The sequence below is a fragment of the Micromonospora sp. NPDC048905 genome, from assembly GCF_040649655.1.
Lineage (GTDB): Bacteria > Actinomycetota > Actinomycetes > Mycobacteriales > Micromonosporaceae > Micromonospora.
Genome location: NZ_JBEZFV010000004.1, coordinates 278395 through 302815 on the forward strand (window position 1 = coordinate 278395; position 24421 = coordinate 302815).

A 24421-nucleotide genomic window follows, 5' to 3' on the forward strand; every position below is an offset into this window, starting at 1 on the left:
CCACCTCCTATCATTCTCAGCATCGCGAACATTATCAACCGTGGGAACATTATCGTATGTGGGAAGATGGGTCCATGGCAACCGCAGACCTTCTCCTGCACCCCGTCCGGATGCGCATCCTGCAAACGCTGTTCGACACCGACCCGCTGACCACCACACAGCTCCGCGAGCGCCTACCCGACATCCCCCCAGCGACGATGTACCGGCACATCGCCGTGTTGGTCGAGGCGGGCGTGCTGGAGGTGGTCGACGAGCGGCGAGTACGCGGCACGGTGGAGCGCAGCTACCGCGTACGCCAGGAACAGGGCACGGTCAGCCCCGCCGCGCGGGCCGCGATGACCCTCGACGATCACCGACGCGCCTACACCACGTTCGCGGCGTCACTGCTTGGCGACTTCGACCGCTACCTCGCCCATGAACACGCCGACCCCCACCGCGACGGCGTGGTCTACCGACAGGCCGCCGTCTGGCTCACCGACGAAGAGTTCGCCACGATGGTCGCCGAGATCGAACACGCCGTCGTCAGTCGGACCGGCAACACCCGCGACGGCCGGACCCGCCGCGTCGTCAGCCTCGTCGTCGTACCGGACACGCCATCGACGCCACCTGAATCGGCCACAACCACCCGGCCCCCGACCGAGTAACGCGCTCGCCGACGCCGCCCTCAGCGGACAGCCCCTCGCCTGGCTCACTCCCCCGCCGCAGGAGTAAGCCTTCGAGAGGATCCCGCCGCCTCAGCTCAGCGCGCCTCGACTGGTTTGCGGTAACGGGGTCGCCAGGCCGTCACCCGGTATCCCACCTTCTCGTACAACCGAACGCTGTTGTTCGGGTTCTCCGCGACCGTGCCGAGTCGGGCCGTCGACGCTCCCGCCTCCGCCAACATACGCAGCGTGCGCCTCATCACCGCGAGACCGACGCCCCGCCGACGCCACGCGGTGCCCACGGCAACCCACGGCGTCAACGCGGTGCCGTCGGCCTGCAACTCGTTCACCACGACCGCGGCGATGTCGTCCCCCGCCCAAACGACGCACCAGATGTCGATGTCCTGGACGTCGCGGAGGTACTCCTCGTAGGTCCTGGGCCGGTGGCCGTTACGTGATCCCGCGAAGCACTCCTCGATCACCTGGTGGATCTGGGGATGGTGGGCAGCCTCGACCGGACGCTGGACGAGCCCTTCGGGCAGCCGAATGTCGCCGTCCGGTAAGCCGCTGAGGTCGTGGGCCATGTCAACGACCGTGAACGCGACCCGGTAACCGTGAGCTGTCAGCAGTGCCAGCTTGCCCGGCTGGTGCTCGCCCACGTTCGCGCCGAAGACGCTCCGACCGCCGACCGGCCTGCTGCCGTCGAACTCGATGGCCTGTGCCTCCTGCCACCGCAGCATGGCGCTGCCGATGCCCCGTCTGCGCCACGCTGGGCTCACACAGCCACTCAGCAGGTAGACCCGGGTATCGGCCGCTTCGGACCACCAGTCCATCCAGGTGAAGCCCACGATTCGCCCCGAATTGCCTTGGGCGATCAGACAGAACGGGTGTACGCCGTTGGGGTCATCGCTGGTATCGGGACCGGGCAGCGAGAGATCGCCGTCGACCCGGTGCACCTCGGCACGGACGGCCTGGACGCCGGCAATGTCACTGGCACCCACATAGGGCCGCATCGTGACGCCAGCCTCTGCCAATGAACCGAACCGCTCAACCGCCACTGTCCCGCCTTCTTGGTGCCACCGCCGCGGAGGACTGCACGCCCGGTCATCGCGCCGACCGCCGCACCCGCGCTACGGACCGCTGCTCGCAATGCTAAGACGTACGCGCGGACAGCCGATTGTCGATCGACCGGGCAACGGGCTCGTGACTTGCACAATCGGAAGGTGGGCGATGCTGGTATCGGGCAGGCGTTGGAGGCGGACCTTGGAGCGCTCGTTCCTGAGGTGGCCGCGCTTGTGCTGTCGACCTGCTCGTCCCAGACCAGTCGCGGCAGGAACTAACCTCTATCGTCTACCGCCTGCGGGCGGACGCACTCACCGGCACAGGGACGGGCAGATGACCGACGACCACGACGCCGCGGGAGCAATGAGCTTCATCTTCGAGGCCGGCGTCCTCAAGCGCGCCGCCCGCACCGGCTGGTGGTTCGCTGGCGTCAAGCACCCCGAATCCATCGCCGAGCACTCGTTCCGGACCTCGCTCATCGGAATGATGCTCGCCGCCATGGAGGGCGCGGACCCGGCCCGCGTGTCGATGCTTTGCGTTCTGCACGACACCCAGGAAACCCGGATCACCGACATCCCACACATCGCCAGGCGCTATCTCACCGCCGTACCCAACACCGCCGTCACCGCCGACCAGGTTGCGGCCTGCCCACCGGCCGTCGCCGACGTCATCACCGCTGCCGTCGCCGAGTACGAAGCCGGCGAGACGCTGGAAGCCGTCGTCGCCCGCGACGCCGACAAGATGGAATGCCTCGTCCAAGCCGTCGAGTACCGCCATCAGGGCATCGACAACGTCCAGCGCTGGATCGACAGCTCGCGAGCGGCACTGAAGACCGCCAGCGCCCACCGCCTCGCCGACGCCGCCCTCAGCGGACAACCCCTCGCCTGGCTCACTCCCCCGCCGCACGAGTAAGCCGGTCTTCACCTGCTGAACCGTCCACGAAGGTCCCTGCTCGTCCGCTGACATCCGTCCCGATCATCACCCGATTAGTCACCCAGCCGGGTCACTCCCACAGGTCGGCACCGTCGTTGCCGGATGGGTCCGTCTCCCCCAGAGATTCATGGAGCCCGCCGATCTCGCGGCCCGTCGGATTGCACTCCGCGTCCGTCTCGACCAAGTGCCAGCCGGGATCGCTCTCGCGCGCGTGCGGGCCGCCACCCTCGTCGAGGATGCACACCGTGGCAACGACCGCCTCGTACGCTCCAGCTCGCGCGACCAGCAGCACGTCGTGAGGATCCGCGCCTGCCTCAACCAACCGCCGCGCGGCCGCCACGTCGTACAGAGCACTGGCATCCATCCACGGAGATATCGCATCCCGCCACAAGGCGCGCAAAACCATGAACCGAGCCAGCTGCGGAATGTTCTCGCTGACCTCCGACCTTGCCCACCCCTCCGGGTCTTGGGCTCCAAGCTCCTTGAACCTCTCCGCCAGCGATAACGCAGAATCGCGGACATCTGGCGGTAGAGTCGCCAACCACTCATCCCACGTCGGCCAGGAGATCACCGCCTGATCATGCCCTTGCCTCGTCCGCTGGCCAACCCAGCGCTTGATGTCCCTGAATGGCGCGCTGCTCGGCTAGGTTCGGCTGACCCGGTTGCTCTGATTCGCTGCTGCACAGCTGGCGTCAGACGAGGCGTTGGATGCGAACCTTCGGGCGCTCGTTCCTGAGGTGGCCGTGCTTGTGCTGACGCACCTGCTCGTCCCAGACCTCCTGGTCGTAGTCCGGGTCCGGCGGGATCCACCTGCGCGAGCCGTCGTTGTAGTGGAACTTCTCGTCACCCGGCCGCAGGATGCTCATCGGGTCCAACCGAGGAATCGGTAGTGCAGGAGTCCGGCGGGAACGTGGGCCAGATCCTGCGTCGCGTCGACGAACTGACCCGCCAGGTAGAGGACCAGTGAGACCGGGGCTCGGTCGTACTCCGCTCGCAACTCTTGACGCCGGGTCTGGCATGGCCACTCCCAAGCACAGCCACCGCACGTCCAGGCCGGCCTGATCGGGTGGTGAGTGGTCACTGCGGGCCGTCCTGGCTGGGCCAGTGGCCGCGGTTGATCGGGATGCGATGCCGGCTTCGGCATGGCAGCGCGCCTCCGCAGCGGCAAATGCGCCGCCAGCGTCGCCAGGACCAGACGGGCCGGTGACGGCGAGCGAGCGTCAGCGCCACCGCCAGCACGTACTCGTCGTACGAAACTCGCTTCACCGGCTCGCCTCGCCTGCTCGCGCCAGGATCTGCCCTGCCCTTGTCGAAGGGAGCACTGCCGTCTCCTTATACCGGAGCGATCTGGAGGCGTGGATGCCCGAGCGCGGGGGACGCGCCGGACATCCACGCCGGCGAGGACGGCCCACAGCGCCAACCGAGGGAATCGACCTCCTCGGCAACCTCCCACAGGTACCGTTGGGTAGTCAAGGGCTGACGTAGGTGGTCTACTCGTGTTGCCAACCGAGGAGAGCCACGTGCCACCGCGTTACCGCTACGAACAGATCGCCGACGACCTCGCCGAACGCATCAAGGCCGGCGAGTTCCAGCCCGGCTCCAAGCTGCCGAGTCGGCGAGAGCTGATTGAGCACTACGGGGTTACCGAGCCGGTGATCGACCGCGCAATGCAGGTACTACGGATCAAAGGAATGACCGAAACACTTCCCGGTGTTGGCGTCTTCGTCGCCGAGTGAATCTCTCCCTAGGTGCCTGTAACCTCGGGCAATGTTCCGTCTTTCTCCGGCTGAGCCCCTCCCCGTCTGACCCGGTTGCTGTCGACAGCAACCGGGCTCGCATTTTGCATAAACGGGGGGCCGGTTAACCTCCGAGGGTGCGACACCTCAGCAGGTCGTTCCTCCTCGGCGCGCTGCACCGCAAGAAGGGGGCCGAGCAGTTCCTCGGACCCGTCGTGATTGCGGGCGTCGAAGGCATCCGCTGGGTGTCCATCTGGCCCTGGAAAGAGGGCTACAACGTGTCCATCCAGAACGTGCAGGACCTGGACGACGAGAGCCGCCGGGACCTGTCGGTGTTCCCGTCGCTGGACCCAGACGGCGAGGACGACCCAGGGCCTGGCCGCTTGATCGGTCACGTTGAAGACCCGGCCGAAGCGCTGGAATTAGCACAGCGAGCGACCGGGGCGTCGCCGGATCGCTGGGTCAACCACGGGGTTGCCGGGGAGGACTACGCGGACTTCGTACGAGCCAGGAACTCCTGAGTCAGACGTTGAAGCGGAACTCAGACGAGCGGTTGCGTGACCTGCGGCGTTCCTCACGGTGAGGTTGCATCCTGACGGCGGTCCTTGTGCTGACCCACCGCCGTGGTGGGTCACAGGCCGGTTCGCCCGTCGATGCACTCGCGTAGGAGGTCGGCGTGGCCAGCGTGCCGCGCGTACTCCTCGATCACGTGGACAAGCACGTCGCGCGTGGCGTGGCTGCCACCGTCGACCAGCACCTCGCGGCCCAGGTCGGCCTCGTCGAGGGCGTCGAGCCATTCGTCCGCCCTGGCGATCTCGGCCTTCCAGGTGGCAAAGGCGTCCTTCACCACCGCTGGGTCGGGGACTGCGCCCCCGAAGTCCCAATCCGGGTCGTCCTCGTGCTGGTAAAGGCACGGTGCGTCGGTACGCCCCTGCAGCACACGCTGGAACCACTGGTTCTCCATCTGCGCCAGATGGCGGACCAGGCCGAGCAAGCTCAGGGTGCTGGGCGGTACCGAGCGTCGGCCGAGCTGCTCGGCGTCCAGTCCGTCGCACTTCATCTCTATGGTCAGGCGGTAGTTGCCGAGGTACTCCCGGTAGGTCGCCTTCTCGCCGACGGGCTGACCGAAGGTCCTGGGGTCTTTCTCGGGGGCGGTCCACAGTTTGCTCACGGCGCCACCAAATCGCGGGCGGATCGCACCAGTCAAGTGAGTTGCGGTGCACCAACTTCGACGGCGCATCGCTGGCGAAGCTTGACACCTTCGTTCCGCAGGAAGCACCGATTGAGCTGCCTCAAAGTCCACCGGAGTTCATGGACGTCCGGACAGAGTCGTCCTGGTCGTCACTCAGACGAACGCCGGATCTTGCGCATGAGCATGGCCCAGACGCCGTACCCGGAGCCGACATTCCCCGTGATTGCGCCGGCAGCAGAGCCCATGAAGAGGGCGTTGGCGCAGTCAGGGCAGACCTTGCGGCCGGTGATTGTCTCTTGAAACGGCTCTTTGACCCGTCGTCTGCAGTCCGGACACTCACGGCTTGACAGGCCCATTGGCTCTCCCCGGTCGGTTATCGAGCAGGGTATCCGGCTGCCACCACCGAATCCGTCGTCACGAGCGCCTTGACGCCTACGAGACGCCAGGGCGCGGCAGCAATGCGACGCAGAAGCTCCAGGGTCAAAGGGCGGCCCGCAGCGGCGCGACGCGCCCTGCAGATCGGAGGGACGGTCCCCGCATCTCAACCGGCGACGTCCACGACAACCTTGCCGTTCGCGGTGCCGCTGGCGACCAGGCGGTGGGCGTCCGTGACCGTGTCGAGCGTGAACGTGCGTGGATCCAGTCGCGGGCGCAACATGCCGGCGTCGGCCAGCGCCGCGACCTCGCGCAGAATGTCGCCCTGGTGTTCGCGGCCCTGCCCGGTCAGCAGCGGCAGCAGAGTGAACACCCCGGAATAGGTCGCTCCCCGGAACGACAGCGGGGCGAGCGAGTGCGACCCCCAGCCCAACGCGCTGACCACGTGGCCGTGATAGGTGCGCACCGCCGCGAACGACGCGTCGAGGGTCGCGCCGCCCACGTTGTCGGCGATGATGTCGAACCCGGCACCGTCGGTGTACCTCTGCACGTACTCCTCGACGCTTGTCGAGGTGTAGTCGATCGCTACCGCGCCCAGGCTCTCGATCAGAGACATGCTCGCCGGCCCGCCCGTGGCGTACGCCGCGGCGCCGCGCGCCTGGGCGAGTTGGACGCTCACGTAACCGACGCCACCGGCGCCGCCGTGCACCAGCACCTTCTGGCCGGCCCGGACCCCGGCCCGGTCGACAAGCCCCTCCCAGGAGGTGATCGCCGCCAGGGGTAACGCGGCGGCCTCCCGCATGGAGAGGGTGTTCGGCTTGCGGGCCAGGAGTCGGGTGTCCACGGCGGCGTACTCGGCAAGCGAACCCTGGAGGTCGCCCACGCCCCCGCACAGCCCGTACACCTCGTCTCCCGGCGCGAGGTCGGTCACCTCCGCACCGACCGCCGCGACGACGCCGGCGAGGTCCAGGCCGAGCACCGCGGGGAGCTGGATGCGTGCGTGCGCGGCCTTTCCCGCCTGGATCTTCGTGTCGAGCGGGTTGACCCCGCTGGCGACGATCCGCACCAGCGCCTGCCCGCGCTCGGGGCTGGGTTGGTCGATCTCCTCGATCGTCAGCGGAACGTCGAACTCCCGCAGCACCGCAGCGCGCATCGCCATCCACACTCTCCGTGATCGGGGCCTCTCGTGGACGCTATCCGACCGGATCGGCGGTGGGGCGGGTTCTCGGACCGGCCACCGTCACAACGGGCGCGTCAGGCGTCGTCGGCGCCGTCGAGCAACGCGCGTCGCAGCGCCAGCCGGTGCTCCCGGCGGATCTCCGCCTCCCGGTACCGTCGCCGGTCCCCGTCGGTCTCCGGCAGCAGCGGCGGCACCGTACGAGGCTGACCGTCGTCGTCGATGGCGACCATGACCAGGTGGGCGGTGGCCACGTCGGTGGGCGGCACCGCCCGGTCCCACCGGTCGGCGGTCACCTTGACGGCGACCTCCATCGAGCTGCGGCCGGCCCAGGTGATCCGGGCATCGACGTGTACGACGTCACCGACCCGCACCGCGCGGAGGAACGCCGTCTCGTCGATGGCAGCGGTCACCGCCGGCCCGTCGGAGTGCCGGGCGGCGACCACACCGGCGACGGAGTCGATGAGGTTGAGGATCCGGCCGCCGTGCACCGTACCCATCAGGTTGGTGTGGTGCTGGTCCATGATCTGCGACAGGGTCAGGTGCGACGCCGACGGCGCTCGGCCGGCGATCGTGGTGGTGTCGTGCACAGCGGTAGTCCGTCCCTCGGGAAACCACACCGCCGGGTCGCGGACACGCGCTGACGAGGACCTGGCCGTGCGCCACACGCACGGCCCGTCACCCGCTCAGCCCACCCGCGAGGCCGCCGGCAGCGCACACGGTTGTGTACGCGGCGCCGGCAGGTCTTCGGACTCGCGGGCCTGACCGGTCGCGCCGGTCCCCTACTGGCCGTCGCTTCCCAGGCCGATGGGCCCAGTGCTGATGACGGCGGTCGTTCCCACTCACCGCTGCGGGGCAGCCCCGGATTTCCACCGGGTTCCCTCTTGCGACGCCCAGCCGGTCACGACGGGGCGAACCAGCGCCGTCGGCAGCATAGCTGGCCAGGGAATGTGTCCACCCGGGGCGTCCCGCTGCGACGGCCCGCGACCTCGTCGTCAACTTTTGTCGTCGGAGGAAGAAGATCGCCACCTCTTGAAAAAAGTCTCGCGAGGGTGAGGATATCCAGATGCGTCGTCTCCCCCAGACTTGCGGGCGGGTGATCTCGGGCCTCCTCGCGTTCCTCCTCGCCTCGGCGGTCGCCCTGCTCGCGTCCGCCCAACCCGCCGCGGCTCACGGGACCCTCGCCGAGTCCACACCGGCGGGCGGCTCCACCGTGCGCGAGCCCTTCACGGCGGTGCGGCTCTACTTCACCGAGAAGGCCGCCGCCAACGCGTTCTTCACGGTCACCGCCCCGGACGGCACCCGGGTCGACGACGGCTGGTCGCAGGGGGAGCCGAAGCCGCTGGAGAAGCCGGTACGGGAGTACTTCCTGGTCAACGGGCAGTTCGAGCCACGGGAGTACACGACGGGGTTCCCCGCGGTGGTGACCGTCGCCCACCTGCCCGCCAAGGGCCAGTATTCGGTGAGCTACCTGTCGGTCGCCTCGGACGGCGACACCGTGCGGGGCACCCTGACCTTCCGCTACGACGGGCGGGTGGCCGCGGCGCCGAAGGGGTGGAGCCCGCCGTCGACCCAACCGGACCCGGCGCTGGTGGCCGCCACCGAGCAGCACAACACGTCCGGGCAGGCCTCGGCGGTGCCGACCACCGCGGACGATCCGTCCAACCCGCCGGCTGCGGCGGCTCCGTCGACCGAGTCCACCGAGGAGAGCGGCTTCGGAACGGTGGCCTTGGCCGGCTGGGCGGTGGTGGTCGCGGCGGCCGGGGCGGTGGCCGCGTACATCTTCTGGCGTCGCCGATCGGCTTCCACCCGCAGACCCACCGGCCGGGGCCGCACCTCGCCGGCGACCTCCGGTCGACGCGGCGGCGGTGCCCGTCCCACGAACAAGGCCGGCACTGGCCCGGCCACCGGCGGCAAGACCATCGGCGGTGGCAAGGCCGACGGTCGCAGGACCGTCGTCGCGCCGGCTCCGGGCGACAAGCGGCGGCCCACCACCGTGCCGGCGGCACGCAAGGGCAACGCGGTCGTCACGGCCCGCACGGGCGTCGCGGTCGATCCGACGCCGACCGATCAAACCGTCGCCGGTACGGACGGCGAGCCCACGGTCGAGCCCGGAGCACGGCCCGACACGGATCTCGCCGCCGCAGCGCCCGGATCCCGGCTGAGCAACACCCACCTTGCGCTGCTCGTCGGCGGGCTGGTGATCGCTCTGCTGGCCGGGTTCGGTCTGGCCCGCATCGGGACCGGCGACGGGAACCCGGCGGACCGCAGCGCCCGGCAGCCCGCGGGCGGTCCGCCCGCCCCGGGCCAGGAGGGCGCCGCGAACGACGGGCACCAACACCCGGCGGGCACCGGGCCGCACACGCATCGCGGTGACGGCGCGACGGGCGAGACGCTGGCGACCGGGACGACGGTCAGCGCCGGCGGCTACACCCTGCAACCACTGGAGCGGTCCCAACCGCCCGGGGTACGCGCGGACTACCGGTTCCGCATCGTCGGGACCGACCGGCAACCGGCGACCCGCTTCGCGGTCGTCCACGACAAGCCGTTGCACCTGATCGTGGTCGGCCGTGACCTGTCCGGCTACCAGCACCTGCACCCGACGATGGCGGCCGACGGCACCTGGAGCGTCCCCCTGACACTGGCCCGGCCCGGCGGCTACCGCGTCTACGCCGACTTCTCCGTCACCGCGCCCAACGACACGCAGATTCCGCTCGTGCTGGGCGTCGACCACACCGTGCCCGGCGCGCACACCCCGACCGCGTTGCCACCGGTGCAGGCCCAGGCGAAGGCCGGGCCGTACGCGGTGTCGATGACCGGAACCCCGACGGTGGGGGTGACGGCGCCGATGCACTTCAAGGTCAGCGCCGACCCGACCGTGCCCGTGCAGTTGGAGCCGTACCTGGGCGCGTACGGGCACCTGGTCGTCGTCCGCGAGGGCGACCTCGGGTACGTGCACGTCCACCCCGAGCCGGAGCTGGTCGACGGGTCGGTCAAGTTCTGGCTGACCGCCCCGAGTTCGGGCCGGTACCGGGCGTTCTTCGACTTCCAGGTCGCCGGCAAGGTGCACACCGCCGAGTTCACGATCAACGTGCCCTGAGCCGGAACTTTCTCCCCGCTGCGGCCGACCATCCAGCCAGCAGCGATCATCGGAGGAAGAACACATGCGCAGCACCAACCCGTTCGGTTCACGCCACTTGGCCACCGTCCTCGCCGCCGCCATCCTGGCGGTGGGCGCCGCGGGTTGCGGCTCGTCCGACTCTCCGTCGGCAGCGCCGCCCGCGCCGTCCGCGTCGGTCTCGGCCAACCCGGACGCCGGTGTGCTCGGCATTCGTGACCCGTGGGTCAAGGCGGCCGACAAGGGGATGACGGCGGCCTTCGGGACCCTGGTCAACGACGGTGACAGCGATGTCACGCTGACCAGCGCCACGACCGAGGTGTCGCCCATGGAGCTGCACGAGATGGCCATGAAGGACGGCAAGATGGTCATGCGGCAGAAGCAGGGCGGCATCGTGATCAAGTCCAAGGGCACGCACGCGTTGGAGCCCGGTGGCGATCACCTGATGCTGATGGACCTCACCAAGCCGGTCCAGGCCGGAGACGAGCTGACAGTCACCCTGACCTTCGCCGACGGCCGGACCCAGCAGTTCCGCGCGGTGGCCAAGCCGTTCACCGGCGCGCAGGAGAGCTACGCCCCCGGGCACGGCGAGCCCATGCCCGGCACGAGCGCTACGCCGGGGATGAGCATGAGCCCGGCGTCGTGACCGAGACGTCACCCGTCCGGCCGGTGAGCAGGCGTGGCCTGCTCACCGGCGGGGCTCTCGCCGTCGGCGGTGCCGTGGCCGGCGGGACCGCGATCGCCGTGACCCGTGCCGGGCAGACCGGACCACCGCCGGCGACCATCGCCGACACGACGCTGGCGGCGAGCGTGGGCGGCCTGGTCGAGCCGTTTCACGGCGCCCGGCAGGCCGGGGTCGCCACCGAACCGCAGGCGCACGCGGCATTCGTCGCGTTCACCCTGCGACCCGGCACCGACCGGGCCGCGCTGGGGCGGATGCTGCGGCTGCTCACCGACGACGCCGCCCGGCTCACCCAGGGCCAACCCGCGCTTGCCGACACCGAGGCCGAACTCGGGCTTCTGCCGGCGCGGCTGACGGTGACGTTCGGCTTCGGGCCCGGCCTGTACCGGGCCGCCGGTGTCGACGACCGGCGGCCGGCCTCGGTCACCGACCTGCCCTCGTTCCGCGTCGATCGACTCCAGCCGGCCTGGTCCGGCGGCGACCTGCTGGTGCAGATCTGCGCGGACGACGCGGTCACCGTCGCCCACGCCCAACGAGTCCTGATCAAGGACAGCCGGCCCTTCGCCGTCGTCCGCTGGGTCCAGCAGGGCTTCCGGCGCAGCCCCGGAGTCGAAACGGGCGGCCACACGCAGCGCAACCTGTTCGGCCAGCTCGACGGCACAGCCAACCCCCGGCCGGGCACCCCGCTGGACACCGCACTGTGGGTGCCGGACGGCCCGGCGTGGCTTCGCGACAGCACCACCCTTGTGGTACGGCGCATCAGCATGAACATGGAGACCTGGGACCTGCTCGGCCGCACCGACCGCGAACTCGCCATCGGGCGGCGGCTCGACACCGGCGCGCCCCTCACCGGCACCGCCGAGCACGACGAGCCCGACTTCGCCGCCACCGGCCCCGACGGGCTCACCGTCATCCCCGACTTCTCCCACCTCACCCGGGCCCGAGAAACCGACGACCGGCTGAAGATCCTGCGCCGGCCCTACAACTACGACGGCGTGCCGACCGCCGAGGGCCACGCCGACAGCGGGTTGATCTTCACCTCGTACCAGGCCGACATCGCCCGGCAGTACCTGCCCATCCAACGCCGACTGGCCGACCGGGACCTGCTCAACGAATGGACCACCCCGATCGGCTCTGCCGTCTTCGCCATCCCACCCGGGTGTACGCCGGACGGCTGGATCGGCGAGCAGGTGCTCGGATGACCCCGCCAACCGGAGACGTCACCAGGACCGTGCCGCCACCCCGCCCCACCGCCGTCCGGCTCGGCGCGGCGGCGCTCGCCGTCCTCGTGGCGCTGCTCATTCCGGCCAGCCCGGCCTGGGCGCACAACTCGCTCAAGTCGTCGACGCCGGCTCGGGACACGACCCTGTCGCGCGCGCCGACCGAGGTCGCCCTCGAATTCATGCAGCGGCTCGACCCCACGTTCACCACGATCGTGCTCACCGACGCCGCCAAGCGGAAGCTCACCACCGGCGCGCCGGTGGTCACCGGGGCGACGAGCACGGTCCAGATCACCGGCGCACTGCCCAACGGCAGGTACACGGTCGCCTACCGGGTCGTCTCCGCCGACGGGCACCCCGTCCAGGGGTCGTACCCGTTCACGGTTGCCGACCCCGCGTCCAGCGCCGCGCCGGTCGCCGACGCCGGTACGTCGGCCGCCACCGCGTCCGCCGCCGCCACCGCGAAGGACACCGCCGCCGGCCCGGGTGCCGCAGTGCTCGTCGCGGGTGCCGTGCTGGCCGTCCTCGTCGTGGTGGCGGCCGGGCTGCTGTGGCGGCGGGCCGCCCGTCGCTGACCGACCCCTTGCGATCTTGGAAGGAAACCGCCCCTCAAGGGGCACCTTTCTTCCAAGATCTCGATCGATCGAGAGGCCCTTCCGGTCGGAGAATCGGCCTCCACGTCGCCGGGAACCGGCGACGCCGGCCAGCCGACTACCAGACAGAGCCGACGCGACACACCACCGGGCGACCAGACCAGTGCGGGAGAGGCCTTCGGGTGCCTCCCGACTCTTCCGATCGGATCACCATGTCTCTTACCGAGTTGTCCGGCACGCCGACGCCAGAGCCCTCCGCACCCGAGAAACCCGCCCGGCCGGCTCGGCGTCCGTCGCCATTCGGCGCGCTGCTGCTGCGGTTGCACTTCTACGCCGGCATCCTCGTCGCCCCGTTCCTGGTGGTCGCCGCGTTGACGGGGCTCGCCTACACCACGACCCCGCAACTCGACTCGTTCCTCTACGGCGACCAGTTGACCGCCGCCCCGGTGGGTGACCGGCAGCTCCCGTTGGCCGAGCAGGTCGGGGCCGCGCGAAACGCGCACCCCACCGGCAGCATCACCGCCGTGCAGCCCGGCGACGGCGACCGGACCACAACTGTGGTCTTCTCCCTGCCGGAGCTCGGCGAGAAGCAGCACACCGTCTACATCAACCCGTACACCGGCGAGTCCCAGGGGCAGCTCACCACCTGGTTCGGCTCGACGCCGGCCGCGACGTGGCTGGACGACCTGCACCGCCACCTGCACCTGGGCACGGTGGGCGAGAACTACTCCGAGCTGGCCGCGAGCTGGCTGTGGGTGATGGCGCTCGGCGGGGTCATCCTCTGGTGGCGTCGACGCAGCGCCGCCCGAGCCAGCGCCCGACACCTGCTCGTGCCGGACCTGTCCACGGGCCGGGGTGTTCGCCGCACCCGGAGTTGGCACGCCACCACGGGCATCTGGCTCACCGTCGGACTGCTCTTCCTCTCGGCCACCGGCCTGACCTGGTCCCGCTACGCCGGCGCGAACTTCGCCTCCGGCCTCGACGCGCTCAATGCCCGTACGCCGGAGATCTCCACCAGCCTCAGCGCGATCCCCGCCGAGCCGGGCGGCAGTCACCACCACGGTGCCGCCGGGGCGGGCGCGACGGTCGAGTCGGCGGCCTTCGACCGGGTGCTGACGGTCGCCCGCGACGCGCGACTCTCCGGGCCGATCGAGATCATCCCGGCGGCGGAGCCGGGCCTCGCCTGGACCGTCACGCAGGTCGACAACACCTGGCCGGTCGCCAAGGACCGCATCGCCGTCGACCCGGCCACCAGCACGGTCACCGCGCGCAGCGACTTCGCCGACTGGCCCCTGCTGGCCCAACTGAGCGGGCTCGGCATCCAGGCCCACATGGGCCTGCTCTTCGGCCTGGTCAACCAGATCCTGCTGGCCGCGCTCGCCCTCGGGCTGCTCTGCGTCATCGTCTGGGGCTACCGCATGTGGTGGCAACGTCGACCCACCCGCACCGACCGACGCGCCCTCGCCGGCACCCCGCCGGCCCGTGGCGGCGTACGCGGACTGCCGCTCTGGGCCCTGCTGATCGGCGTACCGGTGGTCGTCGCGGTCGGCTTGGCGCTGCCCCTGTTCGGGCTCACCCTGCTCGCGTTCCTCGTCGTCGACGTCGTCGCCGGCGCGGTGTCCCGACGCCGACGACCTGCCCAGGCGCCCACCTCGCCGGCACCCGCCGGGAGCTGATCAGCGAGGGCCGGCCACCGTGGTCAGATCACCACCTGTTTGGTGGTCGGCAAGGCGTCGACCATCGACTTCTGCACGTTTATCGTGTCCGCGATGATCTCGTGGGGCGTGTTGGCCATCCACTGCATCACCGAGATGTCCTCGAAGCGCGGATGCCGGAACATCTCCAGGAACACCAGCGGTTCGTCACCGGTGTTCTCGATGTAGTGCCCGTAGGCGAACGGCACGTAGCCCACGTCGCCGGCCTGGAAGTCGAACGTCCGGGCGGCGGCCTGGGACGCGAAGACGCCCATCCGACCGGTGCCGGAGATGTAGTACTGCCACTCGTCGGTGGTGGGATGCCAGTGCAGCTCGCGCATTCCCCCGGGCTCGACCTCGACGAGAGCCGCGGCGGTGGTCACGGACGCGGCGAAGTTGGTCGAGTCGGTGACCCGCACCGTCCCGCCGCGGAAGCGGTGCGGGGTCTGCGCGGTCATCCGGTGTTTGAAGCTGCGCGGGATGTCGCCGGTGGGGCTGACCACCCGGTCCTGTTGCAGGGGCGGCGGGACGTCGCCCTGGAAGATGTACTTCTCCCGCTCGGGCAGGTTCTCCATCTGTTCCATCGTCCAGCCGAAGTTCTTGGCCAGGACGTGCCGGGGAGTGTGGGCGAAGAAGTCGCTGAGCAGGAAGGTGTTGTTCTCCGAGAAGGCCCCGTCGTTGAAGACGAGCAGGAACTGGGCGCCGTCGTCCAGCGCCTGGATGTTGTGCGGTACGCCCTGCGGAAAGAACCACAGGTCGCCCTCCTTCACGTCCTCGATGAAGTTGCGTCCCTCGTGGTCGACGGCGCTGATCCGGCAGCTGCCGCTGAGCATGTAGGCCCATTCGGACTGCTGGTGCCAGTGGATCTCGCGGTACCCGCCCGGCTCCAATCCGAACTGGACGCCGGCCAACTGGGTGGCGATCGGCAGGTCCCGGCTGGTGACCTCTCGGGTCCAGCCACCCTTCTCCACTCGGGTGTGCGCCTGGGAGAACGAGAACTTGAGGTTGGGCACCAGTCGACTGTCGGTCGTCGGCGGCACCACCAGATCGGGGTTCTGCCGCTCCAGTTCGATGTTGCGGCCCGCGAGGGGCGGTGCCCCCTGGTCGCCGCGGCGCGGCTGAGGATCGCTGTTCGCCATGATCGCTGTCTCCTTATGTCGGTTGGGCCGGCTCGGGCGTGGACATGGATCCGCCTCGCCGGCGTGGCCGGGACGGCAGCCCCAGCAGGGTGCGTACTGCGGGCCATCCGTACTGGACCGCGATCGCGGCGGGTACCGCCACCGCGGTCGCCACCACCACCAGGCGGGTCCACGGCGGAGCGTGGCCGCCCGCCCCGGTGCTGGCGAACACGACGAGAGCCAGCAGGACGACCCGGAGCCGGTTCGCGCCGGGCAGGCTGGTCCGATCCGGGTGCTCGCCCCGGTCGTCGGCTGTCGAGGAGCAGTCCGGCCGACCCGCCGCGTTGCTCGGCAGCCAACGATCAAGGGGCGACGACGTCGTGTGGGCCATGCTTCGATGATCGGGGCCAAGTCGGTGCCGTCACATCACGTGATCGCGCCATTACGTTCCGTCATTTCGGGACGTCGTGGGCCTTACGCCGCAATCCCGCCGCTTCGTCGATCTGGTCGCCCGCCTCTCCCGCCGTGGATAGGCTCGGTCGCAGGACGGCCTTTCGACGCGCCGGGTAACCACCGGGGAGAACGCTATTGTCCGAATCATCCTTCAACGCCACGGCGATCCCGGCTGACGACATCGCCACCGACACCGAGCAACGACAACGGTGGCTGTTCGCCGCGGCTGATCAGCTCCGGCTCGCCGGGCGCGGCGAGGCGGCCCTGCGCGTCCTGGCCGTCGAGATCGCCGCGAACGGCCGCGGTACGCGACACCGTGCCCTGCTGCTGAGCCGCCTGGCACAGATCGCGGCGCTGGAACCACCGTCGGTCGCCCTCGCGGGCCTCCGGGAGTCGCTCAACCAGCGACTGGACGCCCCGAGCCGAGCCACGCTGCTCGCCGTCATCGCCACCATCGCCGCCCGCACCGGACATCCGGACGCCGACGCACTGCTGCGCGACGCGGGCACCGCGCACGCCACCTCGGGTGACCGGTCATCCGCCCGCCACCTCACCCTCGGCCGGGCCGCCCGCGCGCTGTCGCACGGAGATCTACCCGGCGCGCACGCCGTCCTGACGGCACTGGACCCCGACGCCAGGGCGGCCCGACGGGACGCCACCTCGGTCCGCACCGAAGCGATCCTGGTGCAGCTCGGTCTGGGCCGGCACCAGGACGCCCGGACGGCGACCAGGCAGGCCTTCGACGACACGACCTCGACCGGTACGCCGCTGAGCGGCGCCCTGACCGCCCTGGACTGCCTGCGCATGGTCGCGGTGGGCGAGCTGCCCGAGGCCGCCGCCCTCGCGGCCGCCAGGCTCGGATCCGACTCGGTGGACATCAGCCAGGAGACACGTGCCCTACTGGTCACGGTCCTCGCGGAGGTGCACTACCGCCGGGGCGAGCACCACGCGGCGCGCGCCGCTCTGCGCGCCTGTCTCACCCGGAGACGGTGGCCGGACAGTACGGTGTGGACGCCCGCCCTCTGCGTCGCCGTCCGCGATCCCGCCCTCAGCGAGCCGGTGAACCTCCTCGGCAGCATCGTCGCCGACCTGCACCGGTCGGTGCGGTCGCTCCTGCCGGTGCCGCAGTTCGGCCCCCGTCTGGTCCGCGCGGCGGTGGCCGCCGGCGACACGCAGGCCGCCCGCCGGGTCACCGAACTTGTCGCACTGGTGGCCACCCGGACTCCGGTCCCGCTGTGGCAGGCACTGGCGGACCAGACCAGGGGGCTGCTCGATCGCGACCCCGGCGCACTGCGGTCCGCGGTCGACGGGCTGCGCACCACCACCGCGTGGCCGGCTCTGGCCGACGCGTTGCTCGACCTCGCCAACAGCCCCCTACTGCGCCCGGCACAGGCGTGGGATGCCGCGCACGAGGCGGCGGCCCTCTACGCCCGCATCGGCGCGCCCGGCGATCAGGCGACCGCCGACCGACGGTGCGCCGAACTCACGGCCACCCCGCGCCGTCGGTCGTCGATCGATGAGCCGCCGCGCACGGGCATCGAGGCGCTCACACCGGCGGAGGAGCGGGTGGCCGAGATGCTCGCCGCCGGCGCCACCAAGAAGGAGGCGGCCGGGCATCTCTTCGTCTCCTTCCACACGGTGGACACCCAACTCCGGTCCATCTACCACAAGCTGGGTATCCACAACCGGATGCAGCTCGTGCGGGCCTGGGACCGGCACAAGTCGATGATCAGCTGATGATCGAACCAGCCGACCTGATGCCGCTCGCCGAAGGCGTGGAGTGCGAATTCATGTACTCCTACGAGTCACGGGCACCTGAGCCCGCGTACACCGATCTGGGGATCGCGACCACGCGCATCGGCGGCGGTGTCGCCCTCGCGATGCGCAACGACCCCTCCGGCGGGTACTGGAGCAAGGCCCTCGGCTTCGGCATCACCGAGCCGTTCACCGCGCGAACCCTGGATGGCGTCCTCGACTTCTACCGGGAGCAGGGCGTCGCTCAGGCCGTCCTCCAGCTCGTCCCGTCGGTGCTGCCCGCGGGCTTCGACGACATCGCCGCGGCGCGCGGGCTCGAAGCGGGGAGCACCTGGGTCAAACTCGCCGCTCGGCCCGGTGACGTCGCCGCGACCCCGACCCGCCTGCGCGTCGGCCCGGTGCCGACGGCCGAGGCGGAGCGCTGGGCGAACGTGCTGCTCGCCGGCTTCGGCATGCCGGCCGGTGGGCTCACCGACATGCTGGCGGCGACCGTGGGCGAACCGGCCTGGAGACCGTACGCCGCGTGGGACGACGCGGAGCTCGTGGCGGGCGGCAACCTGTTCCTGCACGACGGGGCCGCCTCGCTCAACGCCGCCGCGACGGCACCCGCTCACCGCGGTCTCGGCGCGCAGTCGGCGTTGATCGCCGCCCGCGCCGTGGCCGCGGCCGAGGCCGGATGCCGGTGGCTGTTCGCCGAGACCGGGAAGCCCGCATCCGGTACGCAGAACCCGTCGCTGAACAACCTGCGCCGGGCTGGGCTGGTGCCGCTCTACGAGCGGCGCAACTGGGTCTGGCGGTCCACTCCCTGACGTGGCCGTCACTTCTCGCTGTCGAGCAGGTCCATCATCGGGGCCGCGTACCGCTGACCGGAGGCGGCACCGGCCGGCACGGCGCGCTCGATCTCGTCCAGTGCCTCCCGGTCCAACACCAGGTCGGCCGCGGCCAGCGACTCGGTCAGCCGGTCCCGCCGCCGCGCGCCGACAAGCGGCACGATCTGCTCGCCCTGCGCCGCCACCCAGGCGATCGCCACCTGGCTCGTGGTGGCCCCCAGCCGCTGCGCGACCCGGCTCAGCGCGTCTACGAGCCGCAGGTTGGCGGCCAGGTGCTCACCCTGGAACCGAGGGCTGTTCGCCCGGAAGTCCGTGCCGGTCAGCTCACGGTCCGCCGACCAGTGCCCGCTCAGCAGACCACGGGACAGCACCCCGTAGGCGGTCAAGCCGATGCCCAACTCGCGCAGGGCCGGCAGGATCGCGGCCTCGGGGCCACGGGACAGCAGCGAGTACTCGATCTGGACGTCGCTGATCGGCGCGACGGCCGCCGCCCGGCGGATGGTGTCCGCGCCCACCTCGGAGAGCCCGATGTGCCGGATGTAGCCGGCCTGCTGCATCTCCAGCAGCGCGCCCACGGTCTCTTCGACCGGCACCTGCGGGTTCAGCCGGGAGGGCCGGTAGATGTCGATGTGGTCGGTGCCCAACCGGCGCAGCGAGTACGCCAACCGGTCCCTCACCGCCGCCGCCGACACGTCGTACGGTGCCGCCTGGAACGCGCCGTCCGGTGTGCGGCGCGCACCGAACTTCACGCTGAGCACGACCTCGTCCCGACGGCGCTCACGCAACACCCGACCGATCAGCATCTCGTTGTGGCCGGAGCCGTAGAAGTCCCCGGTGTCGACCAGGTTCACGCCGGCGTCGATGGCCGCGTGCAGCGTCGCCACGCTCTCCGCCTCGTCGGACGGGCCGTACAGGTCCGACATGCCCATCGCGCCCAGCCCGATGATCGACACCTCCGGTCCGGAGGCACCCAGCCGTCGTCGTGGTAGAGCCGTCATGGTCCTCGTCTCCTTCGGTCGGGTCGCGGCGCGTTCCGAGATCGGGCACCGCTGTGTACGCTGTGTCCATATAACCACCCCGTAGACACGCTGTCCATATAACCGGGAGGACCCGTGGCCCAGCTCACGCCGGACGCCCACACCCCGCCGCGCCGTGGTCGCGGCCGTCGCCCCGCCGATCAGGTACGCGCGGAGATCCTCACGGCAGCCGGCGCCCTCCTGCTGGCCGAGGGCATGGCCGGCTTCACCATCGAGAAGGTCGCGGCCCAGGCGGGGGCCAGCCGCATGACGATCTACAAGTGGTGGCCGTCCCGGGGGGCGCTCGCCCTGGACGGCTACTTCACCGTCGTCGCCCCCACGTTGGCCTTCCCCGACACCGCCGACATCGTCGCCGACCTGACCAACCAGCTCGTCGCCTTCGTCCACCTCGTCCGGGACACCTCTGCCGGGCGGGTCATCAGCCAACTCATCGGCCAGGCGCAGACCGACCCGGAACTGGCCGCCGCCTACCGGGAGCGCTACTCCGGCCCCCGCCGCGCGCTCGCCGTGGAGACCCTCACCAGAGCCATGGCCCGCGGGCAGCTCCGCGCCGACATCGACCCGGAATCCGTCGTCGACCAGCTCTGGGGCGCCTGCTACCACCGGCTGCTGATCCCCGACCTGCCGCTGACCGAGGACTTTGCCCGCACCCTCGTCGACAACCTCGTACGCGGGCTGCGCTGACGGCGCGGCTCACTCGGGCGGCTCGGCCCCCGACTGCTCGCTCACCAGGTACGCCGCGTACCAGTCGGGCCAGTTGTCGTCATGCTCGCCCGTCCGCTTCTCGTGCTCACCGTGCGCGGCGGCCGCACGCCGGAGCGCGCTCGCCAGGTCGCTCGTGGAGCCGAACGACGTGCGGCCTCCCTCGATGCGTCCGGGAAGCCTGGTCGTGATCTCTTGCAGCAGCCAGGTGTTGCCGTCCGGGTCGCGCAGCGTGGCGCGCGAGAAGTAGCTGCGCCGCTGCGGGTCCGGCCCGTCGACCGGACCGTCCGGGCTGACGTGGAAGACGTCGCCGACCTCGACACCGGCCGCGACGAGGGCGTCGTGGGCCGCCTCGATGTCGGACACGATCAGGTACGCCATGGCCGAGCCGGGGGCCGCCGACGTGAGCCCGGGCCCGAACTGCACCGAGCAGTCGGAGCCGTGCGGCGTGAGCTGGACGATGCCGGGCGGTGTCTGGTCGAGGCGCCATCCCAGCCGCAGGTAGAACGCCTTCGCCCGGTCGACGTCCGACACCGGGATGACAATCACCTCCAGCTTCACGTCGACGCTCTCGATGCTCGACCTGCCGCTCGCATCACCCTGGGCGCTCTTCGGGCTCATCACCGCCCCCTCTCGATCCGCCGATCGCCGAAACCGCGTGCCGGATGCCGCCTTCCCGGCATCGGCCGGACGACACCCTGGCGGCCCGGCGCACCCCGAGGAGCGCGGGGTCCGGGTGTTCGCGCCGCCGGCTCAGCCCTCGGTGTCGTGGCCGGTCGCCGGCAGGCTCGCCACGGCGTGGCCCAGCGCGTCTCGGAAGTCCCGGTACCGGTCGGGACCGAGCGTGTCGGCGAGTTTCTGCTCGATCAGTTGCACGAAACCGTCGGAGATCTCCATCAACCGGCGACCCCGGTCCGTCGGCACGATCAGCTTTGCCCGGCGGTCCGCCGGGTCGGGCGTACGCCGGACGTAGCCCAGCCGCTCCAACTCGTCGAGGATCGCGCCCATCGTCTGCTTGTTGCGGCCGGCCAGCCGGGCCAGTTCGCCGGGGCGGGTGCCCTCGGCGTCCAGGTACGCGAGGACCGCGCCGTGGCGGGGGCGGACGTCGTCGAACCCGTGCTCCGCCGAGTGTCGGAAGATCTCCCGCTGCACCCGTGCGGAGAGCTGCACGGCCAGGATCCCGAGGTCGGGGTCCTGCTCCTTCAGTGTGCTGCGTTTCATAACGTAGTCCAATCATTGGACGGTACAAGTTTTGGACTATATCGTCGCTGGCGGCGACCGATGGCCCGACCACGGTTTCGCCCCCACCGAGAGGACGACCATGACCATTCTGATAACCGGGGCAAACGGCACCGTGTCGAGGGAGGTGCTGCGCGAACTCGCCGGCCGCCAGCCGGTACGCGCCCTCGTCCGGGACGTCTCGCGCGCACCCCGCCTCGACGGTGTCGAGTACGTCGTCGGCGACCTGGACCGCCCCACCACACTGACCCCGGCGTTCGAGGGGGTCACGACGCTGTGGCTGCTGACGCCGATGGGTCCGCTGGCCCCGAGCCAGAGCATGAACGCGGTGTGGGCCGCCCGCCAGGCCGGCGTGCGGCACATCGTCCGACTCTCCGCGATCGGTGCCGCGCACGATGCGCCCACCCGCAACGGTCGGCTGCACGCGCTCTCCGACGCGGAGGTGCAGGACTCCGGGATCCCCTGGACGATCCTGCGACCGAGCTACTTCATGCAGAACCTGCTCGGCGCCAAGGCCGGTGAGCACCTCTACGGGCTCTTCGGCGACGCGCGGGTCGGGGTGATCGACGCCCGGGACATCGCCGCCGCGGGGGCAGCGATCCTCGCCGCCCCGCAGCGGCACGAGGGCATGATCTACACGCCGACCGGGCCGGAGAGCATCACCCTGGAGCAGGCCGCCGAGGACATCACTCGTACCCTCGGGCAGCCCGTCACGTACGTACCGCAGAACCCGGAACAGACGCGCGACAGTCTGCTCCAGGCGGGCCTCGACACGTGGTCGGCCGAGGTTCTCACCGAGTACAGGGTCGCCTACGGCTCCGGGTGGGGCGACTTCACCAACGACCACGTCGCCCGGATCGTCGGCCGGCAGCCGCGGACCTTCGCCGAGTTCGCCCACGACCACCGCGCGCACTTCGCCAACGCCTGACCGGCGAGCGGTGCCCTTCGGTGCGGTCTCGCCGAAGGGCACCGCGCGGGGCTTCCGCCAGTCGACGCCCTACAGGTCGGGGTGACCGAAGAGTCCCGGCAGTCCCCCGGTGTGCAGGAAGACGACCTTGTCGCCGTGCGGGAAGCTGCCGGCCAGCAGCCCCGCCATCGCCCGGCCGGTGTACGTCGGGTCCAGGAAGACGCCCTCCTCGCGCGCGGTCGTCTCCAGCGCCGCCCGGGCCCCGTCGGTCAGCGTGCGGTACCCGGCGCCCACCTGGGAGCCGTCGATCCGCAGCGCGTCCGGCTCGACCTCGCCGTCGAGCAGCCCGGCGACTGTCGTACGCGGGTCCGGCAGGGCACCGACATCCACGCCGATCACCCGCGCGGCACCCAGCTCCCGCACCAGCCCGGCCATCGTGCCACCGGAGCCGAGCGCCACCACGACGTCGGTCCCGTCGACGTCCGGCACCTGTGCCCGCAACTCCCGGCCGCCGTTCACGTAACCCTGGACCGACGCGGGCGAGGTGCCGCCGAACGGGATCACCCAGGCGGATCGCCTCTCCGCCTCGGCCGCCACCACCTCGGCGAGCGGGCCGTCCCCGCCCCAGACGACCTTTGCACCGGCGAGCCCGTCGAGGAGCAGGTTGCCACGCCGCTTCGCCGCAGGCGGGCCGGCGAGCACCAGCACACAGGCGAGACCGAGCCGCGCGGCGGCGGCCGCGGTGAGCCGGGCGTGGTTGCTCTGCGGCGCGCCCGAGGTGATGACCGTGGTGGCGCCGGCGGCGATCGCCTGGGCGCAGGTGTACTCCAACTTGCGGATCTTGTTGCCGCCTCCGCCGAGGCCGTTGAGGTCGTCACGCTTGAACCAGAGCTCGGCCAGCCCCAGCCGCGCCGCGAGCCGGGGCGCAGGCTCCAACGGTGTCGGCCACGTGCCGAGGGAAACGGGAGTGATCACCCCTGCAGCTAAGCACGCCACCGCGGAAGGCCAGCACCCCTTCGCCGCAACCCCAGCCTCGTCTAACGCTTGCGGCCCACCCCGCCGAAGGCGTCGATGTCGGCGGGCGTGTCGACCACGTCGTCGGGTCGCCACTGCGGGCACGGCACCACGCCCGGCTCCACCAGCTCCAACCCGTCGAAGAACCCGACGATCTGGTCCGGCGAGCGAAGCGTGTACGGAACCGCCCCACTCTCGTTGTAGTCGTCCTGCGCCTGCTGCATCTCGGCGCTGATCAGACTCGTACCGTCGTTGAGGGAGAGGTAACTGCCGCTCGGTAGCGACGCCAGCAACTGTCGCGCGATCGACCTGGCCGCCTCGTAGTCGGGCACGTGGCCCAGCACACCGCTGAGGATGAGGCCGATCGGCTGCTGGAAGTCCAGCGTCCTGCCGGCCTCGGCGATGACCGCGGCCGGGTCACGCAGGTCACCGTCGATATAGGCGGTCCTCCCCTCGGCCGCGCCGACCAGCAACGCACGGGCATGGGCCAGCACCAGCGGGTCGCTGTCCACGTAGACGATCCGCGCGTCCGGCGCGATCCGCTGCGCCACCTCGTGGGTGTTGTCGGCCGTCGGCAGCCCCGTGCCGACGTCGAGGAACTGGCGGACGCCCGCCTCGCCGGCGAGGAACATGACCGAGCGGACCAGGAACTGCCGGGAGGCCCGGGCGACGTCGACGACGCCGGGGAAGACCTGCCGGTACTGGTCGCCGGCTTCGCGGTCGACCGCGAAGTTGTCCGTGCCGCCGAGCCAGTAGTTCCAGATCCGGGCCGAGTGCGGCACCGAGGTGTCGATCTTCTGCACCGCATCGACTCCGCCAGCCTCGGGCCGGTCGGTCGCCTGCGAATCCGTGGTCACGACGAACCCCTCCTCCCATCGCGCACGCGATGTCGTGGCGGGGACGGCCCGTCGAGGATCTGGCCGCCTCGCGACCGTGCCACGGT

General features: G+C 70.8%; 26 protein-coding genes and 1 riboswitch. Of the genes, 13 read left to right on the forward strand and 13 right to left on the reverse strand.

The features are described 5' to 3' along the window. The first annotated feature begins 74 nt into the window (after window positions 1-74). The gene (locus AB0C01_RS12625; RefSeq protein WP_357571124.1) at window positions 75-644 is read left to right on the forward strand and encodes a helix-turn-helix domain-containing protein; all 570 of its coding nucleotides are present in this window, start codon (window positions 75-77) and stop codon (window positions 642-644) included. 95 nt (window positions 645-739) lie between these two features. On the opposite strand, the gene AB0C01_RS12630 is transcribed toward AB0C01_RS12625, so the two are convergent. Beyond that, window positions 740-1654, reverse strand: coding sequence for a GNAT family N-acetyltransferase (locus AB0C01_RS12630; RefSeq protein WP_357571125.1), 915 nt, complete (start codon window positions 1652-1654; stop codon window positions 740-742). A 382-nt stretch (window positions 1655-2036) separates the two neighbouring features. Here AB0C01_RS12630 and AB0C01_RS12635 point away from each other — a divergent pair, with 382 nt between their 5' ends. Next, window positions 2037-2615 (forward strand): HD domain-containing protein, encoded by a 579-nt coding sequence (locus tag AB0C01_RS12635; RefSeq protein ID WP_357571126.1) that lies wholly within the window; start codon window positions 2037-2039, stop codon window positions 2613-2615. Window positions 2616-2706: 91 nt separating this feature from the next. Here the strand turns inward: AB0C01_RS12635 and AB0C01_RS12640 are convergent, their stop codons facing one another. Next, a complete protein-coding gene (locus tag AB0C01_RS12640) occupies window positions 2707-3207 on the reverse strand; it encodes a hypothetical protein (RefSeq protein WP_357571127.1) in 501 nt (166 codons plus the stop codon). A gap of 121 nt (window positions 3208-3328) precedes the next feature. Next, entirely contained in the window at window positions 3329-3502 is a 174-nt protein-coding gene (locus tag AB0C01_RS12645) for a hypothetical protein (RefSeq protein ID WP_357571128.1), read from the reverse strand. A gap of 654 nt (window positions 3503-4156) precedes the next feature. On the opposite strand from AB0C01_RS12645, the gene AB0C01_RS12650 reads away from it, so the two are divergent. Both AB0C01_RS12650 and AB0C01_RS12655 read left to right on the forward strand, forming a co-directional pair. Beyond that, window positions 4157-4372 (forward strand): winged helix-turn-helix domain-containing protein, encoded by a 216-nt coding sequence (locus tag AB0C01_RS12650; protein ID WP_357255930.1) that lies wholly within the window; start codon window positions 4157-4159, stop codon window positions 4370-4372. 137 nt (window positions 4373-4509) lie between these two features. After that, complete coding sequence (locus AB0C01_RS12655) at window positions 4510-4893, forward strand: hypothetical protein (RefSeq protein WP_357255928.1); 384 nt, start codon at window positions 4510-4512, stop codon at window positions 4891-4893. 110 nt (window positions 4894-5003) lie between these two features. Here the strand turns inward: AB0C01_RS12655 and AB0C01_RS12660 are convergent, their stop codons facing one another. The 3 genes from AB0C01_RS12660 to AB0C01_RS12670 all read right to left on the reverse strand — a co-directional run bounded on the left by AB0C01_RS12660 (window position 5004) and on the right by AB0C01_RS12670 (window position 7706). After that, complete coding sequence (locus AB0C01_RS12660; RefSeq protein WP_357255926.1) at window positions 5004-5543, reverse strand: DinB family protein; 540 nt, start codon at window positions 5541-5543, stop codon at window positions 5004-5006. A 562-nt stretch (window positions 5544-6105) separates the two neighbouring features. After that, a complete protein-coding gene (locus AB0C01_RS12665; RefSeq protein ID WP_357255924.1) occupies window positions 6106-7098 on the reverse strand; it encodes a zinc-dependent alcohol dehydrogenase family protein in 993 nt (330 codons plus the stop codon). Window positions 7099-7193: 95 nt separating this feature from the next. Further along, window positions 7194-7706 carry an acyl-CoA thioesterase gene (locus AB0C01_RS12670; RefSeq protein ID WP_357369322.1) on the reverse strand — a complete coding sequence of 171 codons (513 nt, stop codon included), beginning with the start codon at window positions 7704-7706 and terminating at the stop codon, window positions 7194-7196. A gap of 130 nt (window positions 7707-7836) precedes the next feature. Then, window positions 7837-8052: riboswitch (cobalamin riboswitch) on the reverse strand. A gap of 130 nt (window positions 8053-8182) precedes the next feature. Between AB0C01_RS12670 and AB0C01_RS12675 the strand changes: the two genes are divergently transcribed. From AB0C01_RS12675 to AB0C01_RS12695, 5 genes are all read left to right on the forward strand, one after another. Then, window positions 8183-10216: a copper resistance protein CopC gene (locus AB0C01_RS12675; protein ID WP_357571129.1), complete on the forward strand. Its 2034-nt coding sequence runs from the start codon at window positions 8183-8185 to the stop codon at window positions 10214-10216. A gap of 64 nt (window positions 10217-10280) precedes the next feature. Beyond that, a complete protein-coding gene (locus AB0C01_RS12680; protein ID WP_357571130.1) occupies window positions 10281-10880 on the forward strand; it encodes a copper chaperone PCu(A)C in 600 nt (199 codons plus the stop codon). Next, window positions 10877-12118, forward strand: a complete 1242-nt coding sequence (locus tag AB0C01_RS12685) for a Dyp-type peroxidase (RefSeq protein ID WP_357571131.1) — start codon at window positions 10877-10879, stop codon at window positions 12116-12118. The genes AB0C01_RS12680 and AB0C01_RS12685 overlap by 4 nt, the downstream gene beginning before the upstream one ends. Then, window positions 12115-12711 (forward strand): copper resistance CopC family protein, encoded by a 597-nt coding sequence (locus AB0C01_RS12690; protein WP_357571132.1) that lies wholly within the window; start codon window positions 12115-12117, stop codon window positions 12709-12711. Before AB0C01_RS12685 ends, AB0C01_RS12690 begins: the two co-directional genes overlap by 4 nt. 230 nt (window positions 12712-12941) lie before the next feature. After that, window positions 12942-14405 (forward strand): PepSY domain-containing protein, encoded by a 1464-nt coding sequence (locus AB0C01_RS12695; protein WP_357571134.1) that lies wholly within the window; start codon window positions 12942-12944, stop codon window positions 14403-14405. 23 nt (window positions 14406-14428) lie between these two features. On the opposite strand, the gene AB0C01_RS12700 is transcribed toward AB0C01_RS12695, so the two are convergent. Together AB0C01_RS12700 and AB0C01_RS12705 are read right to left on the reverse strand one after the other, a co-directional pair. After that, window positions 14429-15562: an oxalate decarboxylase family bicupin gene (locus tag AB0C01_RS12700; RefSeq protein WP_357255912.1), complete on the reverse strand. Its 1134-nt coding sequence runs from the start codon at window positions 15560-15562 to the stop codon at window positions 14429-14431. Window positions 15563-15575: 13 nt separating this feature from the next. Further along, window positions 15576-15932 carry a hypothetical protein gene (locus tag AB0C01_RS12705; protein WP_357571135.1) on the reverse strand — a complete coding sequence of 119 codons (357 nt, stop codon included), beginning with the start codon at window positions 15930-15932 and terminating at the stop codon, window positions 15576-15578. A gap of 197 nt (window positions 15933-16129) precedes the next feature. Here AB0C01_RS12705 and AB0C01_RS12710 point away from each other — a divergent pair, with 197 nt between their 5' ends. Both AB0C01_RS12710 and AB0C01_RS12715 read left to right on the forward strand, forming a co-directional pair. Then, window positions 16130-17731 (forward strand): helix-turn-helix transcriptional regulator, encoded by a 1602-nt coding sequence (locus AB0C01_RS12710; RefSeq protein WP_357571136.1) that lies wholly within the window; start codon window positions 16130-16132, stop codon window positions 17729-17731. After that, entirely contained in the window at window positions 17731-18558 is an 828-nt protein-coding gene (locus AB0C01_RS12715; RefSeq protein WP_357255906.1) for a hypothetical protein, read from the forward strand. Before AB0C01_RS12710 ends, AB0C01_RS12715 begins: the two co-directional genes overlap by 1 nt. A gap of 8 nt (window positions 18559-18566) precedes the next feature. Here AB0C01_RS12715 and AB0C01_RS12720 read toward each other — a convergent pair whose 3' ends face one another. Then, window positions 18567-19577, reverse strand: a complete 1011-nt coding sequence (locus AB0C01_RS12720) for an aldo/keto reductase (protein ID WP_357571137.1) — start codon at window positions 19575-19577, stop codon at window positions 18567-18569. Between the two features lie 114 nt (window positions 19578-19691). On the opposite strand from AB0C01_RS12720, the gene AB0C01_RS12725 reads away from it, so the two are divergent. Then, window positions 19692-20300: a TetR-like C-terminal domain-containing protein gene (locus AB0C01_RS12725; RefSeq protein WP_357255902.1), complete on the forward strand. Its 609-nt coding sequence runs from the start codon at window positions 19692-19694 to the stop codon at window positions 20298-20300. A gap of 9 nt (window positions 20301-20309) precedes the next feature. On the opposite strand, the gene AB0C01_RS12730 is transcribed toward AB0C01_RS12725, so the two are convergent. Together AB0C01_RS12730 and AB0C01_RS12735 are read right to left on the reverse strand one after the other, a co-directional pair. After that, the gene (locus AB0C01_RS12730; protein WP_357255900.1) at window positions 20310-20939 is read right to left on the reverse strand and encodes a VOC family protein; all 630 of its coding nucleotides are present in this window, start codon (window positions 20937-20939) and stop codon (window positions 20310-20312) included. 132 nt (window positions 20940-21071) lie between these two features. Continuing rightward, the gene (locus AB0C01_RS12735) at window positions 21072-21551 is read right to left on the reverse strand and encodes a MarR family transcriptional regulator (RefSeq protein ID WP_357255898.1); all 480 of its coding nucleotides are present in this window, start codon (window positions 21549-21551) and stop codon (window positions 21072-21074) included. A gap of 88 nt (window positions 21552-21639) precedes the next feature. On the opposite strand from AB0C01_RS12735, the gene AB0C01_RS12740 reads away from it, so the two are divergent. Next, the gene (locus AB0C01_RS12740) at window positions 21640-22485 is read left to right on the forward strand and encodes an NAD(P)H-binding protein (RefSeq protein ID WP_357571138.1); all 846 of its coding nucleotides are present in this window, start codon (window positions 21640-21642) and stop codon (window positions 22483-22485) included. A gap of 69 nt (window positions 22486-22554) precedes the next feature. On the opposite strand, the gene AB0C01_RS12745 is transcribed toward AB0C01_RS12740, so the two are convergent. Then, window positions 22555-23439, reverse strand: a complete 885-nt coding sequence (locus tag AB0C01_RS12745; RefSeq protein WP_357571139.1) for a pyridoxal-phosphate dependent enzyme — start codon at window positions 23437-23439, stop codon at window positions 22555-22557. A 62-nt stretch (window positions 23440-23501) separates the two neighbouring features. After that, window positions 23502-24335, reverse strand: coding sequence for an SAM-dependent methyltransferase (locus AB0C01_RS12750; RefSeq protein ID WP_357571140.1), 834 nt, complete (start codon window positions 24333-24335; stop codon window positions 23502-23504). Window positions 24336-24421 lie beyond the last annotated feature (86 nt).

What these genes read in the sequence shown, in the direction of transcription:
- AB0C01_RS12680 (WP_357571130.1), top strand. Translation starts at nt 10,281, where the DNA reads ATGCGCAGCACCAACCCGTTCGGTTCACGCCACTTGGCCACCGTCCTC.
- AB0C01_RS12705 (WP_357571135.1), bottom strand. Translation starts at nt 15,932, where the DNA reads ATGGCCCACACGACGTCGTCGCCCCTTGATCGTTGGCTGCCGAGCAAC.
- AB0C01_RS12690 (WP_357571132.1), top strand. Translation starts at nt 12,115, where the DNA reads ATGACCCCGCCAACCGGAGACGTCACCAGGACCGTGCCGCCACCCCGC.
- AB0C01_RS12635 (WP_357571126.1), top strand. Translation starts at nt 2,037, where the DNA reads ATGACCGACGACCACGACGCCGCGGGAGCAATGAGCTTCATCTTCGAG.
- AB0C01_RS12730 (WP_357255900.1), bottom strand. Translation starts at nt 20,939, where the DNA reads ATGAGCCCGAAGAGCGCCCAGGGTGATGCGAGCGGCAGGTCGAGCATC.
- AB0C01_RS12675 (WP_357571129.1), top strand. Translation starts at nt 8,183, where the DNA reads ATGCGTCGTCTCCCCCAGACTTGCGGGCGGGTGATCTCGGGCCTCCTC.
- AB0C01_RS12665 (WP_357255924.1), bottom strand. Translation starts at nt 7,098, where the DNA reads ATGGCGATGCGCGCTGCGGTGCTGCGGGAGTTCGACGTTCCGCTGACG.
- AB0C01_RS12700 (WP_357255912.1), bottom strand. Translation starts at nt 15,562, where the DNA reads ATGGCGAACAGCGATCCTCAGCCGCGCCGCGGCGACCAGGGGGCACCG.
- AB0C01_RS12625 (WP_357571124.1), top strand. Translation starts at nt 75, where the DNA reads ATGGCAACCGCAGACCTTCTCCTGCACCCCGTCCGGATGCGCATCCTG.
- AB0C01_RS12645 (WP_357571128.1), bottom strand. Translation starts at nt 3,502, where the DNA reads ATGAGCATCCTGCGGCCGGGTGACGAGAAGTTCCACTACAACGACGGC.
- AB0C01_RS12720 (WP_357571137.1), bottom strand. Translation starts at nt 19,577, where the DNA reads ATGACGGCTCTACCACGACGACGGCTGGGTGCCTCCGGACCGGAGGTG.
- AB0C01_RS12695 (WP_357571134.1), top strand. Translation starts at nt 12,942, where the DNA reads ATGTCTCTTACCGAGTTGTCCGGCACGCCGACGCCAGAGCCCTCCGCA.
- AB0C01_RS12715 (WP_357255906.1), top strand. Translation starts at nt 17,731, where the DNA reads ATGATCGAACCAGCCGACCTGATGCCGCTCGCCGAAGGCGTGGAGTGC.
- AB0C01_RS12630 (WP_357571125.1), bottom strand. Translation starts at nt 1,654, where the DNA reads ATGCGGCCCTATGTGGGTGCCAGTGACATTGCCGGCGTCCAGGCCGTC.
- AB0C01_RS12740 (WP_357571138.1), top strand. Translation starts at nt 21,640, where the DNA reads ATGACCATTCTGATAACCGGGGCAAACGGCACCGTGTCGAGGGAGGTG.